Here is a 2,952-nt window from a genome sequence, read left to right as displayed (position 1 = left end):
CATGGTGGCCGTTTGGTTGTGGTGGATGAGGATGTGGTGCGTTCTCCCCGGGAGTTGGCCGGGGTGGTGGCGGCTGAGCAGGTGACGGTGTTGTGTCAGACGCCGAGTGCGTTTGCGCGGTTTGAGATTGGTGCGTCGGCGCTGCGGTGGGTGATCTTCGCGGGTGAGGTGTTGCAGCCGGCCTCTTTGGAGGGTTGGTTCGCGCGGCACGGGGACAGCTCCCCACGCCTGATCAACATGTATGGGATCACCGAGACGACGGTGCATTCGACGTTCCGGGTGATGCGGCAGGCGGATGTCACCTCTGGGGTGAGCCGGGTCGGAGTGCCGATGCCGGATCTGCGGTTGTATGTGCTGGATGGGGCGGGTCGTCCGGTGCCGGTGGGTGTGGTCGGGGAGATTTACGTCGGTGGGGCGGGGGTGACCCGCGGCTATCTGGACCAGCCCAGCCTGACTGCGTCGCGGTTCGTGGCTGATCCGTTCGCTGGTGATGGTGGGCGGATGTATCGCAGTGGTGATCTGGCGCGGTGGAGCGCCGATGGGGATTTGGAGTTCGCCGGCCGTAACGACTTCCAGGTGCAGGTGCGGGGTTTCCGGGTGGAGTTGGGTGAGGTCGAGGCGGCTTTGCTGCGGGTGCCGGGTGTGTCGCAGGCGGTGGTGAGCCAGGAGCTGGTCGCCTATTACGTCGGTGAGGGTGTGGACGCGGCGAGCCTTCGTCAGCATCTGGCCACTGAACTTCCGGGTTATATGGTTCCGGCCGCGTTCGTCGCGCTGGAGGCGATGCCGTTGACGCCGAGTGGCAAGCTGGATCGCAAGGCGCTGCCCGCTCCGGGTGGCGATGCCTTCGCCCGGGCCGGTTATCAAGAGCCCGACGGGCCTGTGGAACGGGTCATTGCCGAGGTCTGGGCGGAGTTCCTCGGTCAGGAACAGATCGGCCGGTTCGATGATTTCTTCGCGTTGGGTGGGCATTCGCTGCTGGCGGTGTCGCTGGTGGAGCGTCTGCGTGAGCGCGGGATCACGACGGATGTGCGTGCGGTCTTCGCTCATCCGACCGTGGCGGGGCTGGCAGGGGCCACCGTCACCGCCTCGGCGGATGCCGTCGAGGTCCCGGTCAATCTGATCAGGGACGACACGACCGTTATCACCCCCGGCATGCTGCCGCTGGTCGAGCTGTCTCAGGAGCAGATCGATCGGGTTGTCGCCGCTGTTCCTGGTGGGGTGGGGAATGTGCAGGACATTTATCCTTTGGCGCCGTTGCAGGAGGGGATGCTCTTCCACCACCTGATGTCCCCGGAACGCGACGCATACGTCCTGGAGCACCTGCTCGCCGTGGACACCAGAGAACGTCTCGACAGCTTTATCGACGCGCTGCGGACGGTGATCGACCGACACGACGTACTGCGTACCTCGTTTCACTGGGAAGGACTGCCGCAGCCGGTCCAGGTGGTTCAGCGGCGGGTCGAGTTGGTTGTGGAGGAGAGCGACGGCCCGATCGAGAGGGTCGACCTCACCACCGCGCCCCTGCTGCGCGTTCGGATCATGCCCGACCCAGAGCGGGACCGCTGGCTGCTGCGGGTGGTCATGCACCACATCATCGGCGACCACAGCACCCTGGACCTCGTCCAGAAGGAGATCGCCGCCGTCCAGGCCGGCCGGACCGACCTCCTCCGTACGCCGGTGCCGTACCGGAACGTGGTCGCACAGGCGGTGCTCGGAGTGTCCGAGGCGGAGCATGAGGAGTTCTTCACCGGCATGCTGGCCGGGGTCGAAGAGTCATGTGCGCCCTACGGGATCCTGGACTTGCACGGCGACGGCACGGACATCGCCGAGGCCGGCGTGATCCTGGACGAGGCGGCCGTGGAGAAGGCCCGGGAACTTGCGCGCCGGGCAGGCGTCTCGCCGGCGTCGGTCTTCCATCTGGCGTGGGCGCTGGTGCTGGCTCGGTTGACCGGTCGTGATGATGTGGTGTTCGGGACGGTGTTGTTCGGTCGTATGCAGGGTGATGCGGGCAGTCGCCGTGGGGTTGGCGCGTCGATCAACACCCTGCCGGTCCGTATCGACACTACTGGCCGGACCGTCACTGAGGGTGTCCGGGCGGCTCACGAGATGCTGACCGGTTTGATCCGGCATGAGCACGCCCCGTTGAGTCTGGCGCAGCGGTGCAGTGGGGTGCCGGCGGGGACGCCGTTGTTCACCAGCCTGCTCAACTATCGGCACAGCATCGCCGAAACCGCCGACGACCTCGACACCTGGCAGGGCATCCAGGCGTTGTCCGGCCGGGAGCGCACCAATTACCCGGTCACGGTATCCGTCGACGACACCGGCGCGGGGTTCGCGGTCACCGCCCAGACTCAATCGCCGATTGATCCGGCTCGGGTGTGTGCGCTGCTTGTCCAGGCCTTGTGGGAGCTGGTTGAGGGCGATCGTGTGCTGGCTGAGCTGGATGTGCTGTCGGACGCTCAACGGTGTGAGGTGGTGGCGTACGGGCATCCGTCGCCGGTGGTGCCGGTGGGGTTGAGTGTGCCGGAGGTGTTCGCGGCGCAGGTGCGGCGCACACCGCATGCGAGGGCGATCGGCCACGTCACCTACGCCGAGCTGGATGTGATGGCGAACCGGGTGGCGAACCGGCTGCGCGAGCTGGGGGTGATCCGGGGTGCGCGGGTGGTGGTGCGTGCTCCGCGTAGTGCCGAGCTGGTGGCCGTCTTCCTGGGCATTTTGAAGGCCGGCGGTGTCTACGTGCCGGTGGACATGGGCTATCCGGAGGCGCGGGTGGCGCAGATCATTGCTGATGCCGTCCCGGTGGTGGTGCTCGACGACCTTACCGACGTCCTCAGTGGCGTCCTCAGTGGCGTCCTCAGTGGCGGTGATGCCGCCGATTCCGGCATGCCGGTGCGGGTGTCGGTGTCGGATGCGGCCTATGTCATGTACACCTCGGGTTCGACGGGCGCGCCC

General features: G+C 66.7%; 1 protein-coding gene. It reads left to right on the top strand.

Annotation, left to right across the window (positions count from 1 at the left end):
• Nucleotides 1–12 precede the first annotated feature (12 nt).
• Nucleotides 13–2,952 (top strand): AMP-binding protein (locus E1294_RS51515; RefSeq protein ID WP_165977980.1); only part of this gene is annotated, 2,940 nt, incomplete at its 3' end.

Origin of the sequence: Nonomuraea diastatica (assembly GCF_004349015.1) — a bacterium.
Taxonomy (GTDB): Bacteria; Actinomycetota; Actinomycetes; order Streptosporangiales; family Streptosporangiaceae; genus Nonomuraea; species Nonomuraea diastatica.
The sequence above is the reverse complement of the archived record's forward strand: the minus strand, read 5'-3'. Positions and strand labels throughout refer to the sequence as shown.